This window comes from Streptacidiphilus cavernicola (assembly GCF_042510955.1).
Lineage (GTDB): Bacteria > Actinomycetota > Actinomycetes > Streptomycetales > Streptomycetaceae > Streptacidiphilus > Streptacidiphilus cavernicola.
This window is the reverse complement of the sequence record NZ_JBHFAB010000005.1, coordinates 145,905-159,167: the sequence shown is the minus strand read 5'-3', so window position 1 is coordinate 159,167 and position 13,263 is coordinate 145,905. Positions and strand designations below refer to the sequence as shown.

Below are 13,263 nucleotides of genomic sequence, written 5' to 3'. Positions count from 1 at the left end.
ATCAGCAAGGGCATCGGTCCGGGTGTCGTCGGCGCGGGGACTGGCCGCGCTCACGGTCCTCGGACTCGTGGCCCTGGGCGGTACCAGCGCGTGCGCGTCCTCCGCGACCACCCCGGTCGGCGCGGGCTCGACGGCCGGCTCGCCGAGCGCGGGCGCCACGCCCACCCCGACCCTGGTGCCGCTCCCCTCGCCCGGCACGCCCACCGTGGCCCCGTCCTCCCCCGCGGGCCCCGCCGGTCCGACCGGCACCGGTTCGGCCCGCGCCAGCGGCATCAAGGCCGACAGCTACTCCACCAGCGGAAACACCCTGACGGTGCAGTTCGTCGCGGGCATCTGCGCGGTCTACTCGCTGGAGGCGAACCAGTCCACCCCGGGGACGGTCCAGGTGACCATCCTGGAGGCGCCCAAGGGACCGGCCCGGCAGGTCTGCCCGATGCTGGTCAAGGAGCAGACCGTGAGCACGGACCTGGGCTCCCCGCTGGGCAGCCGCAGCGTGGTCGACACCGCCGGCGGCCAGAAGCTCCCGGCCCAGATCCCGGTGTCCGGCGGCGGCAAGGTCACCCACGGCCCGGTCACCCAGTAGTCGGACGACCAGCAGCCGGACACGACGACGGTCCCCCTGCCCGGAGCTCCGGGCAGGGGGACCGTCGTGGTGCGACTAGCTGAACGAGTCGCCGCAGGCGCAGGACCCGGTGGCGTTCGGGTTGTCGATCGTGAAGCCCTGCTTCTCGATGGTGTCGACGAAGTCGATGGTGGCGCCGCCCAGGTACGGGGCGCTCATCCGGTCGGTGACGACGCTCACGCCGTCGAAGTCCTTCACCACGTCGCCGTCGAGCGAGCGCTCGTCGAAGAACAGCTGGTAGCGCAGGCCCGAGCAGCCACCCGGCTGCACGGCGACGCGCAGCGCGAGGTCCTCGCGGCCCTCCTGCTCCAGCAGGCTCTTGACCTTGGCCGCGGCGGAATCGCTGAGGAGAAGTCCGCTCTCGACGTTGGTCTCGTCCTGGACGGTCATCTGCATACTCCCGGGTTGTGACGACGTACTGCTGCTACCAGCGGCTAACCGGCGGCGGTCCCGGAGTATTCCGGAACCTCACTCGTATCGCCTCCCATGCTCGCACACCGCCCGACCAGGGTCACTGTTCCCAGCCGGTACGGGACGGAAGACTGGCCCGATGATCCTGCGCCCGGTACGTGACTCAGCCGCCGACGCCGACGCCGTGAGGGAGCTGCACCGCGCCGCGTTCGGCGCGCTGGAACGGGAGTTGGGGGAACCGCCGCGCCCCTGGGACCAGGACCGGATCGCCGGGCACCTGGCCAGGACCCGGCATCTGGCCAGGACCGACCCCGGCGGCTGCTGGCTGGCCGAGGACGGCGGCCAGGCGGTCGGAGCGGCGCTGTCGCTGCGGCGGGAGGGGCTGTGGGGGCTCGCCCTGCTCTGCGTGCTGCCCTCGGCCCAGGGCAAGGGGGTCGGCCGGACCCTGCTGGACCACGCCCTCGCCCACGGCCACGGCTGCCTGCGCGGCATGATCGTGGTCTCCCGGGACCCGAGGGCCGCCCGCCGCTACCACGCCGCCGGGTTCAGACTGCACCCGACGATGGCGCTGACCGGCCGGGTGGACGTCGCCGCGCTGCCCGATCCCGGCGGGATCCCGGTGCACCTCGGCGACGCCTCGCACCGTCCGCTGCTGGACTCGGTGGACCGCGCCACCCGGGGCGCCGGGCGCGGCCCGGACCATGAGGCGCTGCTGCGCACCACCGAGGAGCTGCTGGTGGTGGACACCCTCAGCGGCAGCGGCTACTGCTACCGGGACGGCGGCGAGGTGGTGCTGCTCGCGGCCACCTCCAAGCGGCTGGCCGGGCGGCTGCTGACCGGGGTGCTGGCCCGGATCCCGCCGGACCGGGAGGCGGTGGTCGGGCACGCCACCGCCGAGCAGGACTGGGCGGTGGACGTGGCCCTGGCCGGCGGCCTGAGCGTGCGGACCAGGGGCTTCCTGGCGCTGCGCGGGATGCGCCCGCCGGCCCCCTACCTGCCGTCCGGCTCCTACCTCTGACCTGCTCGGCTGTCTCTGGCCTGCTCAGCTACCTCCGGCCCGCTCAGCGCATGGTGTCGAGGATCTCCCTGACCATGTCCATGGTGGTGCCCGGGTGCAGGAAGGCGAACCGGGCGACCACCTCGCCCTCCCAGCCGGTCGGGGTGACGAAGCCGGTCTGCTCCGCGAGCAGCCGCTGCGACCAGGCGTAGTAGTCCTGCGCGGCCCAGCCCCGACGCCGGTAGACCAGGCAGGACAGCTCGGGATCGCGGACCACCTCCAGCTCCGGGTACTCGGCCCGGATCAGCGCGGCGGTGTCCGCGGCCAACGCGATCCCGGCCTCGACCGCCGCACTGTAGGCGTCGGTGCCGTGCACCGCCAGCGAGAACCAGAGCGGCAGGCCGCGGGCCCGGCGGGTGAGGTGGTAGGCGTAGTCGGTGGGGTTCCAGCCGTCGTTGTCGTCGGTGTGCAGCACGTCCAGGTAGGAGGCGTCCTGGGTGTGCACGCCCTTGGCCAGCCAGGGCCTGCGGTAGATCAGCGCGGCGCAGTCGAACGGCGCGAACAGCCACTTGTGCGGGTCCACCACGAACGAGTCGGCGTGCTCGATGCCGTCGTACTTCGCCCGGACGGACGGGGCGAACAGGCCCGCACCGCCGTAGGCGCCGTCCACGTGGAACCACAGGTCGTGCGCGCGGGCGACCTCGGCGAGGCCGGCCAGGTCGTCGACGATCCCGGCGTTGGTGGTGCCGGCCGTGCCGACCACGCCGATCACCGAGCCCGGGTCGCCGTCGGCTTCCAGCGCGGCCCGCAGCGCCGCGCCGGTGAGCCGGTGCCCGGTGGTCGGGACCAGCAGCTTGTCCACCCCGATGATGTTGAGGGTATTGGTGACCGAGGAGTGGGTCTGGTCGCTGACCGCGATCCGCAGCCGGGCCCCGGGGGCGAGCCCGCGCCGGTGCCGGGCGGTGTCGCGGGCGACCACCAGCGCGGACAGGTTCCCGGCCGAGCCGCCGGAGACGAAGCAGCCCCCGGCGGTGTCGGGCAGCCCGGCCCGGTCCGAGATCAGCCGCAGCACCTGGTTCTCGGCGGCGATCGCCCCGGCCGCCTCCAGCCAGGAGATGCCCTGCAGCGAGGCGCAGGAGACCACCATGTCGAACAGCAGCGCGGCCTTGGTCGGGGCGCAGGGGATGAAGGACAGGTAGCGCGGGCTGTCGGCGGAGATCACCGCGCGGGACAGCTCGTGGTCGTAGAGCTTCAGCACGTCCGCCGGGTCGTTGCCGACGGCGTTGAGCAGCCCGTCCAGCGCGCCGGACAGCCGCTCGCCGTCCCCGGGGTGGTCCAGCGGGACCGGGTCGTACTGCAGCCGCTCCCGCATGTAGTCGAAGACCAGGTCGACCGTGCGGGCGTCGTAGCGGTGCATGCTCTGGGTCACGGGAGGGTCCTCTCGCAGGGCTGACGGCACGATCAACCCTAGGCAGCGGGGGCCTTCCCGGCCCTGTCCGAACCGCAGCCCGCACGCAGCTTTCGTGCGTCTTCCCACCCCGCGCGCAGGAAGCCGTCGCAGCCCGTCGGCCCTAGCCGATCAACCGGCTCAGGACCACCTGGCTGCGGCTGCGCTGGACGCCCGGTTCCCTGCGGATGCGCTCGATGACGGCCTCCAGGTGGCCGGTGTCGGCCGCCCGCAGGTGGACCAGGGCGTCGGCGTCGCCGGTGACCGTCCAGGCGGCGACCACCTCGGGGAACTGCCGCAGGGTCGCCAGGATCTCCTCCGGGGAGGTCCGCTCGCGGCAGTAGACCTCGACGAAGGCCTCGGTGCGCCAGGCCAGCGCGTCCGGGTCGAGCACCACGGTGAAGCCGCGGACCACGCCACGCTCCCGCAGCCGGTCCACCCGGCGCCGGACCGCCGTGGCGGAGAGGTTCACCAGCAGCCCGATCTCCGCGTAGGAGGCGCGCCCGTCCCGGCCGAGGAGTTCGAGGACCCGGTGGTCGGTCTCGTCCAGGCGGGCGGCGGAGTTCAGCGGTGCGGGCACGGGTACAGGATTAGCACACCGCGGCGCCGGACCGGTCAGCCCGCGGCCTCCTCGCGCAGGTGCAGCAGCAGCCCGACGCCGACCGCCGCCGCGCACACCAGGCCCGCCGCCAGCACCGCGGCCCCGCCGCCGAGGAAGGTCGCGCCGAGCACCGCGACCGCGGCCAGCGGCAGCACCGCCTGCGCCGCGCCGTGCTTGTTGTGCCGGGCGTGGATCGCCCAGACCGTGAACAGGAACACCGCTGCGGGCACGGTCACCACCCGGGCGGCGGCCACCGCCGAGAGGCGGGTCTCGCCGACCGCGTACTGCACCGCCACCTCCAGGCCCGCGCCGATCGCCGCCGCGCTGAGGAACACCAGGTAGTGGCCGTAGCCCCAGAGGAAGCCCTGCCGGTTGGACCGCAGGTACCCGTGGATCGGCCGGGCGAAGTAGATCCACCAGGCCGAGAAGCAGACCAGCAGGCCGCCCGCGGCGATCGGCAGCACCCGGGCCAGTTCGTCGTGACCGTTCACCCCGGACTGCACCGCGACGGTCGCGGCGGCCACCGTCTCGCCGAGCACGATCAGGGTGAACAGGCCGTAGCGCTCGGCGATGTGCTCCGGGTGCCAGGTGGTGCTGTAGTGGTGCTCGGCGAACGCCGGGACCAGCAGTTCCAGCGGGACGATGGCCGGCAGCGCCCACTGCTGCAGGTGGAACGGCAGGAACAGCGCGGCCACCCACAGCGACTGGCACAGGGCGACGCCGCAGGCGTAGCGCAGCGCCATGGTCCGCTCCGTCCCGCTCGCCGCCGCGGCCACCCGGAGCCACTGGGTGATCATGGCCGTGCGCATCACCACGTAGCCGAGCACGCCGATCGCCAGGTGCCCGGCGAACATCCGCGGCACCCCGGCCGCGAAGATCAACGCCCCGGTGATCTGGACGAAGGTCGCCAGCCGGTACGGGACGTCGTCGGTGTCGTAGGCGGAGGCGAACCAGGTGAAGTTGACCCAGGCCCACCAGATCCCGAAGAACACGAAGAAGTAGTGCGGCAGCGCGCCCCACAGCCGCCCCTCGGCGAGGGCGTGCGCCAGCTGGCTGCCGGCCTGGGCGACGGCGACCACGAAGCAGAGGTCGAAGAAGCACTCCAGCGGGGTGGACGCCCGGTGCTCCTCGTCGCGCTCCCGGTGCACCATCCGCCGTACCGCGATCGACCTGTCGCTCACGTCCGCGTACCCTTCCCGTGCGCCCCCACCTGCGACCTTGACACAGAGCGGTGTACGTCACACTCCCACAGCCCCCGTCGTCAACGCAGGGCAAGGGCGTTATGATAGATAACGTCAGATAGACGAAAAGGGCGAGGCGCCGCTGCCCCGCCCCCACAGGAGGGCAGTACGCCCGTGACCACCACGCCTTTGAACGGCACTCTCGCCGAGCCCGCGCCCACCCCGCTGGCCCTGCTGCTGCTCGGCCGCGAGGCCGACACCGCCAGCGAGCGCGGCGTCGACTGCCCCGGCGACCTGCCCGCCGCCTCCGACCCGGACCTGGTCGCCCGCGCCCGCGCCGCCAAGGCCGCCCTCGGCGACCGGGTGTTCATCCTGGGCCACCACTACCAGCGGGACGAGGTCATCGAGTTCGCCGACGTCACCGGCGACTCCTTCAAGCTGGCCCGGGACGCCGCCGACCGTCCTGACGCCGAGTTCATCGTCTTCTGCGGCGTGCACTTCATGGCCGAGAGCGCGGACATCCTCACCTCCGCCGACCAGCGGGTGATCCTCCCGGACCTGGCGGCCGGCTGCTCGATGGCCGACATGGCCACCGCCGAGCAGGTCGCCGAGTGCTGGGACGTGCTCACCGACGCGGGCGTGGCCGACACCGTGGTCCCGGTCGCCTACATGAACTCCTCGGCCGACATCAAGGCGTTCACCGGGCGGCACGGCGGCACCATCTGCACCTCCTCCAACGCCGAGCGCGCCTTGACCTGGGCCTTCGAGCAGACAGCAGGGGCGGCGCGCAGCGCCTCGGACAAGGGCGGTGGCGGGCGGGGGGCAGGCAAGGTGCTGTTCTTGCCGGACCAGCACCTGGGCCGCAACACCGCCGTCCGCGACCTGGGCATCAGCCCGGACGAGTGCGTGGTCTACAACCCGCACAAGCCCCACGGCGGCCTCACCGCCGAGCAGTTGCGGGACGCCAAGATGATCCTCTGGCGCGGCCACTGCTCGGTGCACGGCCGCTTCTCGCTGGACTCGGTGAACGAGGTCCGCGAGCGGGTCCCCGGCGTGACCGTGCTGGTGCACCCCGAGTGCAAGCACGAGGTGGTCGAGGCGGCGGACCTGGTCGGCTCGACCGAGTACATCATCCGGGCCCTGGACGCGGCCGAGCCCGGCAGCACGTGGGCGATCGGCACCGAACTGAACCTGGTCCGCCGGCTCGCCAAGGCGCACCCGGACAAGGAGGTCGTCTTCCTCGACCGCACCGTCTGCTTCTGCTCGACCATGAACCGGATCGACCTGCCGCATCTGGTCTGGACGCTGGAGTCGCTGGTCGAGGGCCGGGTCCCGAACGTGATCACGGTCGACCCGGAGACCGAGAAGTTCGCCAAACTGGCACTGGACCAGATGCTGGCCCTGCCGTAGCCCGAACGGATGAGGGGCGCCCCTCGGGGCGCCCCTCATCGTCGTCACAGCCTCTGCGCTAGCCCGGAATCAGCCCGTCCTCCCGCAGCAGCGCCCTGACCTCGTCCACCGTCGCCTCGTCGTACGGCAGCGTGGCGTCCGAGGGCACCAGCGTGTCGTGGTCGACCGCCGTCCCGCCGGCCCGCACCGCGGCGAGCAACGCGGCGAGGCTGACCCGGAAGTCGGTCTCGTCGCTGGAGTCGAGGGCGGCCAGCACGGCGTTGTCCAGCTCGTTGAGCCGGTCCACAAGGCTGTCCGGGACCTCGAACTGCCCCTCCCCCATGATCCTGACGATCACGTGGTTCTCCTTGGCTACTTGTCGAAACGGGGCTGGTCGGTGGGGGTGCTGCCCGGCTGGCCCGGCTCGATCGCCGGGGTCGGGGCAGCGCCGCCGGAGAGCTCCGCCTTCATCCGGGCGAGCTCCAGCTCCACGTCCGAGCCGCTGGACATGCGCTCCAGCTCGGCCGTGATGTCGTCCTTGCGCATGCCGGACGGGTCGTCCAGCGCGCCCGAGGCGAGCAGTTCGTCGATCGCGCCCGCCCGCGCCTGCATCTGCGCGGTCTTGTCCTCGGCCCGCTGGATCGCCAGGCCGACATCGCCCATCTCCTCCGAGATCCCGGAGAAGGACTCGGCGATCCGGGTCTGCGCCTGCGCGGCCGTGTAGGTGGCCTTGATGGTCTCCTTCTTGGTCCTGAAGGCGTCGACCTTGGCCTGCAGCCGCTGGGAGGCCAGCGTGAGCTTCTCCTCCTCGCCCTGCAGTGCCTGGTACTGCGTCTCCAGGTCGGAGACCTGCTGCTGGATCCCGGAGCGGCGGGTGAGCGCCTCACGGGCCAGGTCCTCGCGGCCGAGCGAGAGCGCCTTGCGGCCCTGCTCCTCCAGCGTCGAGGACTGCTTCTGAAGCTGCTGGAGCTGGAGCTCCAGGCGCTTGCGGGACGTCGCCACATCGGCCACCCCACGACGCACCTTCTGCAGCAGTTCGAGCTGCTTCTGGTACGAGTAGTCGAGTGTCTCCCGTGGGTCCTCCGCACGGTCCAAGGCGCTGTTCGCCTTGGCGCGGAAGATCAAGGACATCCGCTTCATGATTCCGTCGCTCATGGGCCTCGCGCGCCCCCTTCTCCGGCCTGCCGGTTCTCGTACCCAAGACTACGGGGCTCGGGGCGTCCACCGCAGCGCACCTGCCTGCAACAAGAGTGCTACAGCCGCGCCGCGACAACGTCATCCGTGCGGGGGATCCGCTCCGCGGCGGCCTCGCTCCCAGGGCGGAGCAGGACCCCGAGGAGCGAGTGTTCCCGGTGGGGCTAGGGAATAGTCGCCCTGACCACGTACTCTTACCGTGTGTTCCGACGAAGCTCCCAGGATGCCCCCGCAGACGCCGTCACGCTCGAGAAGCCTGACGCGCCCGAGCGACCCGACGCCGAGGCGAAGAAGGGCCGCCCCACCCCCAAGCGCAGCGAGGCCGAGGCCAACCGCCGCGGCCGCGCCTATGTGCCCAAGGACCGCAAGGAGGCCGCCAAGGACGCCAGGGCCCGGGACCGCGCCGCCCGCGAGAAGGCCCGCGCCGCGCTGATGTCCGGCGACGAGGCCGGGCTGCCGGCCCGCGACAAGGGCCCGGTCCGCCGGCTGGCCCGGGACTACGTGGACTCCCGGTGGACCGCCGCCGAGTGGTTCCTGCCGTTCGCCGTGGTCATCCTGCTGCTGAGCGTGACCAGGAACAGCGCGATGCAGTCGCTGTCGCTGGTGCTCTGGGTCCTGATCATCGCGGTGATGGTGGTGCACTCCTTCGTGCTCGCCTTCGGCCTGCGCAAGCAGCTCCGGCTGCGCTTCCCGGACAAGAGCCACAAGGGGGCGATCGCCTACATGCTGATCCGCACCCTGCAGATGCGTCGGCTGCGGCTGCCCAAGCCCCAGGTCAAGCGGGGGCAGAAGCCCTGATCGAGACCTTCGCGCACCGCGGCCGACTGCCGGAGCAACGGCAGGCGGCGTTCGGCGCGGCCGGAGGCGGCTGGCTGTCGGGCCCGGTCGGGGTCCGCGGCATCGTCCGCCAGGAGCTGGTCGCGCGGCAGCTGGCCGAACAGGTCACCGAGCACTTCCACGCCACCGGCCGGATCACCGGGCCGCCGCTGCGGGTGCTGGACGTGGGCTGCGGCCAGGGCGTCCAGGCGGTGCGGCTGGCCCGCGCCGGGCACCTGGTGACCGGCCTCGACCCCAACCCGGCGACCCTCGGCGCCGCCCAGGCCGCCCTGGAGCAGGAGCCGCCGGAGGTGCGGCAGCGGGTCTCGCTGCTGACCGGCGAGGGCGGCGACTGCGGGCGCTGGTTCGGCCCCGGCACCTTCGACGTGGTGCTCTGCCACGGCGTGCTGATGTACCTGCCCGAGGCCGAGCCGATGCTCGCCTCGCTGGCCCGGGTGCTCGCGCACGGCGGGATGCTCTCCGTCGTGGTCCGCAACGGGGACGCGCTGGCGATGCGGCCCGGCTGCGCCGGGGACTGGGCCGGGGCCGCCGCGGCGTTCCACGGCGACCGCTACACCGACCACCGGGGCCAGCCCACCCGCGCGGACCGGCTGGAACCGCTGACCCGCACCCTCGCCGAGATCGACGTCCCGCTGCGCCGCTGGTACGGGGTCCGGGTGTTCACCGAGCAGGCCCCCGAGCACGCGCCGCCGCCGGCCGACGGACGGCAGCTGGCGCAGCTGCTGGACGCCGAGGAGCAGGCCGGGCGCACCGACCCGTACCGGGCGGTCGCGGCGCTGCTGCACCTGGTCGGCACCAGGCCCTGAGCCGGGTCCGGGCGGTGGCCGGGCCGCGGGCGGCGTAGGGTCTGCGACATGGAGTTTCGTCATCTGGGCCGCAGCGGCCTGATCATCAGTGAGATCGCCTACGGCAACTGGCTCACCCACGGCTCCCAGGTCGAGGAGGACGCCGCCACGGCCTGCGTCCGCGCCGCCCTGGACGCCGGGATCACCACCTTCGACACCGCCGACGTCTACGCCGAGACCCGGGCCGAGGCGGTCATGGGCCGCGCGCTCAAGGGCGAGCGGCGCGAGGGCCTGGAGATCTTCACCAAGGTCTACTGGCCCACCGGGCCCGGCCGCAACGACCGCGGCCTCGGCCGCAAGCACGTCATGGAGTCGATCGACGGCTCGCTGCGCCGACTGCAGACCGACTACGTCGACCTCTACCAGGCCCACCGCTACGACGTCTCCACCCCGCTGGAGGAGACCATGACGGCCTTCGCCGACATCGTGCACGCGGGCAAGGCGCACTACATCGGCGTGTCCGAGTGGACCGCCGAGCAGATCCGCAACGCGCACGCGCTAGCAGTGGAGCTGAAGATCCCGCTGGTCTCCAGCCAGCCGCAGTACTCCGCGCTGTGGCGGGTGATCGAGGCCGAGGTCGTGCCGGCCTGCGAGGAGCTGGGGCTGGGCCAGATCGTCTGGTCCCCGATCGCGCAGGGCGTGCTGACCGGCAAGTACCTGCCCGGCGCCCCGCTGCCGCAGGGCTCGCGGGCGACCGACGACAAGGGCGGCGCCAACTTCGTCACTCGGTTCCTGCGCGACGACGTGCTGGAGCGGGTGCAGCAGCTGAAGCCGCTGGCGGAGCAGGCCGGGCTGACCCTGGCCCAGCTGTCGGTGGCCTGGGTGCTGCAGAACAGCAACGTCTCGGCGGCGATCATCGGGGCCTCGCGCCCGGAGCAGGTCACCGAGAACGTGAAGGCCTCCGGGGTGAAGCTGGACGCCGAGCTGCTGAAGCAGATGGACGCGATCCTGGCCCCGGTCGCCGAGTTCGACCCGGCGAAGACGGCGGAGAACTCGCCGAAGGCCCGGCCGTAGCAGTACCGGAGCGGGCGGTCCACCGGTCGGGGGGCCGCCCGCTCCGGCGTTCCGCCGCTACTCGGCGTCGTGCAGGCTCATCGGGCCGTAGACCTTCTCGCCGTCGTCCAGCAGGACCGCCTGGTCGATCCCGGCGTCGAGCAGGCCCTTCCAGAACTCGCCGATCCAGGACTCGGCGTCGCCCTGGGTGGGGAACTCCTCGGTCCCGTCCGGGGCGGGCACCGACGAACCGTCGGCCTTCTCGAACCGCCACGTCCACACCATGCTGGCTCCCTTCACCGCGCTGACTCGTCCCAGCGCAGGTTACCCGTCAGGCCGCGTGCGCAGGCGCGGCGTAGCGGTCGGCCGGCACGGTGCCGTGGGAGACGGTCACCGCGACGGTGACCCGGGAGGTCCGGCCGCGCTCGTCGGTGAAGCGGTAGCCGAAGGAGTCGGGGCCGGTGTAGCCGGGCGTCGAGGTGTAGCCGGCCGTGGCGTCGTCGTACAGCACCACCCGGCCGTGCGCCGGGGTGGCGGTGAGCGCCACCAGCGCGCGGTCGGTCGGCAGTTCCCCGCTCAGCAGGTCGACGGTGGCGGTCACGCCGGAGACCGCGTCGAGCCGGTCCGCCGCGGTGACCGGGAGGCTCAGCACCGCGGCGGCCGAGGGCAGCGCGGTGGCGGCCCGCACGGCGAGGTCCGGGCGGGCGCTGCCGGGCCGGCCGTTCTCCGCCCTGCTGCCGCTGCCGGGGCGGGCCCGCAGGTCGGTCGAGGTGCTCGCCTGCGCCACTCCGCCGCTGAGCACCACCACGGCCGCGGTGGCGGCGGTGGCCTGGGCGATCCTGCGGGCGTTGGTACGGCGCTGCCGGGTGACTGCGTTCATACGGGTCCCCTTTCCCGGGCATCCAGGACTGGCTGGATACCAACCTCTCAGGAGCATCCGCTCGTACCAAATCACACTTTTATGCCCATCTGACGGCCCGACTCCACCGTCCCGGCAGAATGACGCCATGCGGATCTTCACCGAGCTCTCCCCCACCGGCGCCCGGCGCCTCGGCCTCGAACTCGGACGCCGGGCCCGGACCCCCCGGCGGACGCTGGTGCTCGGCGGCGCGCGGTCGGGCAAGTCGGTCACCGCCGAACGGCTGCTGGCGGACCGTCAGGACGTGCTCTACGTCGCCACCGGCGGCAGCAGGGACGGCGACGCCGAGTGGGCCGAGCGGGTCAGGCTGCACCGCGACCGGCGCCCGGCCGGCTGGCGCACCGCCGAGACCTGCGCGCTGGAGCCGCTGCTCGGGGACCCGGACGACCGGGCGCCGCTGCTGGTCGACTGCCTGGCGCTGTGGCTGACCGCGGCGATGGACCAGGTCGGCGCCTGGGACGACGCCGAGTGGGCCGCCCGCGGCGAGCAGCGGCTCAGGGACCGCACCGCCGGCCTGGTCGCGGCCTGGCGGGACAGCCCGCGGCCGGTGGTCGGCGTCAGCAACGAGGTGGGCAGCGGCGTCGTCCCGGCGACCGTGTCCGGGCGGCGGTTCCGGGACGAGCTGGGGCGGCTGAACGCCGCGGTGGCGTCCGCCTCGGAGCAGGTGCTGCTGGTGGTGGCCGGGCAACCGGTGCGGCTGAAAGGGCCGGGACGGTAACGTTCCGCCGGTGAGTACCTTCGACAGTGCGATCGACCTCGACGAGTTCTCCGCCCTGGTGGCGCGCCCCGACGACGAGCACCGGCTGGCGGCCGAGGAGCGCTGGGCCGCGCTGGACCTGCCGCGCGGCGCCCTCGGCGGGCTGCAGCAGCTGGGCAGCTGGCTCGCCGCGGTGCAGGGACAGTGCCCGCCGACGCCGGTGCGCCGGGCCAAGGTGCTGCTGTTCGCCGCCGACCACGGCATCGCCGGGGCGGGGGTCTCGGTGCTCCCGGCCGGCAGCACCGCCCGCCGGGTCCGCTCCGCGCTGGACGGCACCGCCCCGGTCAGCCTGCTGGCACGGCAGTACGGCGCCCAGGTCAGGGTGGTCGACCTGGCCGTGGACGCCGACCCCGAGGACTTCCCGGCCGAGGTGGTCCGGCACCGGATCCGCCGCGGCTCGGGCCGGATCGACACCGAGGACGCGCTGACCAGGGACGAGGCCGAGGCCGCGTTCCGGGCCGGGGTCGCGCTGGCCGACGAGGAGGCCGACACGGGCACCGACCTGGTGGTGCTGGGCGACCTCGGCACCGGCTCCACCACCGTGGCCGCGGTCCTGGTCGCCGCGCTGTGCGGGACCGACGCCGCCGCGGTGACCGGGCGCGGCTCGGGCATCGACGACCGGGTCTGGATGGTGAAGTGCGCGGCGGTCCGCGACGCGCTGCGGCGGGCCCGCCCGGTGCTCGGCGACCAGATGGACCTGCTGGCGACCAGCGGCGGCGCGGACTTCGCCGCGATGACCGGCTTCCTGCTGCAGTCCGCGGTCCGGCGCACCCCGGTGCTGCTGGACGGCGTGGTCTCGGCCGCCTGCGCGCTGGTGGCGCAGCGGATCGCGTTCCGCGCGCCGGAGTGGTGGCGGGCCGGGCAGACCAGCGGCGAGCCGGCCCAGGCCAAGGCGTACGAGCGGATGAGCGTGGAACCGCTGCTCGACCAGGGGGTGGGTCTGGGCCAGGGGGTCGGCGCGCTGCTGGCGCTGCCGATGCTGCAGGCCGCGTCCACACTGCTGGCGGAACTGCCGCTGGCCGCCCCGGCGGCGTCCGCCGAGCCCGCGCCCGAACCCGGCAAGGACTGAG

15 protein-coding genes and 1 pseudogene are annotated in these 13,263 nt (G+C 73.4%); 8 read left to right on the top strand and 8 right to left on the bottom strand.

Annotated elements, in window-relative coordinates; translation table 11 throughout:
- Positions 1-22 precede the first annotated feature (22 nt).
- Positions 23-583: a hypothetical protein gene (locus ACEZDE_RS08890; protein ID WP_380534264.1), complete on the top strand. Its 561-nt coding sequence runs from the start codon at positions 23-25 to the stop codon at positions 581-583.
- Between the two features lie 75 nt (positions 584-658).
- Here the strand turns inward: ACEZDE_RS08890 and erpA are convergent, their stop codons facing one another.
- The gene (erpA, locus tag ACEZDE_RS08885) at positions 659-1,012 is read right to left on the bottom strand and encodes an iron-sulfur cluster insertion protein ErpA (protein ID WP_123495249.1); all 354 of its coding nucleotides are present in this window, start codon (positions 1,010-1,012) and stop codon (positions 659-661) included.
- 160 nt (positions 1,013-1,172) lie between these two features.
- Here erpA and ACEZDE_RS08880 point away from each other — a divergent pair, with 160 nt between their 5' ends.
- Positions 1,173-2,051 (top strand): GNAT family N-acetyltransferase, encoded by an 879-nt coding sequence (locus tag ACEZDE_RS08880; protein WP_380534262.1) that lies wholly within the window; start codon positions 1,173-1,175, stop codon positions 2,049-2,051.
- A 43-nt stretch (positions 2,052-2,094) separates the two neighbouring features.
- On the opposite strand, the gene ACEZDE_RS08875 is transcribed toward ACEZDE_RS08880, so the two are convergent.
- The 3 genes from ACEZDE_RS08875 to ACEZDE_RS08865 form a co-directional block, all read right to left on the bottom strand.
- Positions 2,095-3,459 (bottom strand): pyridoxal phosphate-dependent decarboxylase family protein, encoded by a 1,365-nt coding sequence (locus ACEZDE_RS08875; protein WP_380534260.1) that lies wholly within the window; start codon positions 3,457-3,459, stop codon positions 2,095-2,097.
- A 142-nt stretch (positions 3,460-3,601) separates the two neighbouring features.
- Positions 3,602-4,057, bottom strand: coding sequence for an Lrp/AsnC family transcriptional regulator (locus tag ACEZDE_RS08870; protein ID WP_380534258.1), 456 nt, complete (start codon positions 4,055-4,057; stop codon positions 3,602-3,604).
- Positions 4,058-4,092: 35 nt separating this feature from the next.
- Positions 4,093-5,259, bottom strand: coding sequence for a low temperature requirement protein A (locus ACEZDE_RS08865; protein ID WP_380534256.1), 1,167 nt, complete (start codon positions 5,257-5,259; stop codon positions 4,093-4,095).
- 174 nt (positions 5,260-5,433) lie between these two features.
- On the opposite strand from ACEZDE_RS08865, the gene nadA reads away from it, so the two are divergent.
- Complete coding sequence (gene nadA, locus ACEZDE_RS08860; RefSeq protein WP_380534254.1) at positions 5,434-6,669, top strand: quinolinate synthase NadA; 1,236 nt, start codon at positions 5,434-5,436, stop codon at positions 6,667-6,669.
- A gap of 58 nt (positions 6,670-6,727) precedes the next feature.
- Here the strand turns inward: nadA and pspAA are convergent, their stop codons facing one another.
- Together pspAA and ACEZDE_RS08850 are read right to left on the bottom strand one after the other, a co-directional pair.
- Positions 6,728-7,006, bottom strand: a complete 279-nt coding sequence (gene pspAA, locus ACEZDE_RS08855; protein ID WP_380534252.1) for a PspA-associated protein PspAA — start codon at positions 7,004-7,006, stop codon at positions 6,728-6,730.
- Between the two features lie 14 nt (positions 7,007-7,020).
- Positions 7,021-7,788, bottom strand: coding sequence for a PspA/IM30 family protein (locus ACEZDE_RS08850; protein ID WP_380534561.1), 768 nt, complete (start codon positions 7,786-7,788; stop codon positions 7,021-7,023).
- A gap of 255 nt (positions 7,789-8,043) precedes the next feature.
- Between ACEZDE_RS08850 and ACEZDE_RS08845 the strand changes: the two genes are divergently transcribed.
- The 3 genes from ACEZDE_RS08845 to ACEZDE_RS08835 all read left to right on the top strand — a co-directional run bounded on the left by ACEZDE_RS08845 (position 8,044) and on the right by ACEZDE_RS08835 (position 10,538).
- Positions 8,044-8,640, top strand: a complete 597-nt coding sequence (locus ACEZDE_RS08845; protein ID WP_380534250.1) for a DUF3043 domain-containing protein — start codon at positions 8,044-8,046, stop codon at positions 8,638-8,640.
- Positions 8,641-8,714: 74 nt separating this feature from the next.
- A complete protein-coding gene (locus ACEZDE_RS08840; protein ID WP_380534560.1) occupies positions 8,715-9,485 on the top strand; it encodes a class I SAM-dependent methyltransferase in 771 nt (256 codons plus the stop codon).
- A 48-nt stretch (positions 9,486-9,533) separates the two neighbouring features.
- Positions 9,534-10,538, top strand: a complete 1,005-nt coding sequence (locus ACEZDE_RS08835; RefSeq protein ID WP_380534248.1) for an aldo/keto reductase family protein — start codon at positions 9,534-9,536, stop codon at positions 10,536-10,538.
- A 57-nt stretch (positions 10,539-10,595) separates the two neighbouring features.
- Here ACEZDE_RS08835 and ACEZDE_RS08830 read toward each other — a convergent pair whose 3' ends face one another.
- Complete coding sequence (locus ACEZDE_RS08830) at positions 10,596-10,802, bottom strand: hypothetical protein (RefSeq protein ID WP_380534246.1); 207 nt, start codon at positions 10,800-10,802, stop codon at positions 10,596-10,598.
- Positions 10,803-10,848: 46 nt separating this feature from the next.
- A complete protein-coding gene (locus ACEZDE_RS08825; protein ID WP_380534244.1) occupies positions 10,849-11,397 on the bottom strand; it encodes an Ig-like domain-containing protein in 549 nt (182 codons plus the stop codon).
- 202 nt (positions 11,398-11,599) lie between these two features.
- On the opposite strand from ACEZDE_RS08825, the pseudogene cobU reads away from it, so the two are divergent.
- Together cobU and cobT are read left to right on the top strand one after the other, a co-directional pair.
- A pseudogene (cobU, locus tag ACEZDE_RS08820) lies at positions 11,600-12,154 on the top strand (bifunctional adenosylcobinamide kinase/adenosylcobinamide-phosphate guanylyltransferase); the annotation flags it as partial.
- A 10-nt stretch (positions 12,155-12,164) separates the two neighbouring features.
- Positions 12,165-13,262, top strand: coding sequence for a nicotinate-nucleotide--dimethylbenzimidazole phosphoribosyltransferase (cobT, locus tag ACEZDE_RS08815; RefSeq protein WP_380534242.1), 1,098 nt, complete (start codon positions 12,165-12,167; stop codon positions 13,260-13,262).
- The last annotated feature ends 1 nt before the right edge of the window (position 13,263 follow it).

Coding starts and splice junctions, on each gene's coding strand:
- ACEZDE_RS08825 (WP_380534244.1), bottom strand. CDS start 11,397: ATGAACGCAGTCACCCGGCAGCGCCGTACCAACGCCCGCAGGATCGCC.
- ACEZDE_RS08880 (WP_380534262.1), top strand. CDS start 1,173: ATGATCCTGCGCCCGGTACGTGACTCAGCCGCCGACGCCGACGCCGTG.
- ACEZDE_RS08830 (WP_380534246.1), bottom strand. CDS start 10,802: ATGGTGTGGACGTGGCGGTTCGAGAAGGCCGACGGTTCGTCGGTGCCC.
- ACEZDE_RS08850 (WP_380534561.1), bottom strand. CDS start 7,788: ATGAAGCGGATGTCCTTGATCTTCCGCGCCAAGGCGAACAGCGCCTTG.
- erpA (WP_123495249.1), bottom strand. CDS start 1,012: ATGACCGTCCAGGACGAGACCAACGTCGAGAGCGGACTTCTCCTCAGC.
- ACEZDE_RS08835 (WP_380534248.1), top strand. CDS start 9,534: ATGGAGTTTCGTCATCTGGGCCGCAGCGGCCTGATCATCAGTGAGATC.